This window comes from Paraburkholderia sp. SIMBA_053 (assembly GCF_046534895.1).
GTDB classification, from domain to species: domain Bacteria; phylum Pseudomonadota; class Gammaproteobacteria; order Burkholderiales; family Burkholderiaceae; genus Paraburkholderia; species Paraburkholderia caledonica.
This window is the reverse complement of sequence record NZ_JAWRXU010000149.1, coordinates 1-415: the sequence shown is the minus strand read 5'-3', so window position 1 is coordinate 415 and position 415 is coordinate 1. Positions and strand designations below refer to the sequence as shown.

The following is a 415-nucleotide window of genomic DNA, read 5'->3' as shown; positions in this document are numbered from 1 at the left end:
TGCATTGTCGGGGGCGACGGGTTCGTCGTCGGTATCGAACACGGTGACCGGCGCGACGGGACCGAAGATTTCCTCAGTGAATGCGGGCATGCCGGGCGTCACGCCTGACAACACGGTCGGCTCATAGAACAGACGCTGATACTGCCCGCCCGCCAGCAGCGTCGCGCCCAATTCAACGCTCTTCTTGACGATTCCATCGATGCGGTCGCGTTGCTTCTGATTGATGAGCGGCCCCAGATGCACCTGCTCGCGGTACGGGTTGCCCACCTGCAGCTTCTTCGCGCGCTCGGCGAGTTTCGCGGCGTACGCTTGCGCCACTGAGCGATGCACGAGATGCCGCCCCGTCTGCATGCAGATCTGGCCTTGATGAAGGAACGAACCCCATGCGCCATTCGATGCAGCGGCATCGACGTCG

Annotated in this window: 1 protein-coding gene; it reads right to left on the bottom strand. The window is 62.9% G+C overall.

Annotation, left to right across the window (positions count from 1 at the left end):
* Positions 1-415: aldehyde dehydrogenase family protein (locus SB753_RS35000; protein ID WP_410804627.1), on the bottom strand; the 415-nt coding region annotated here is incomplete at both ends.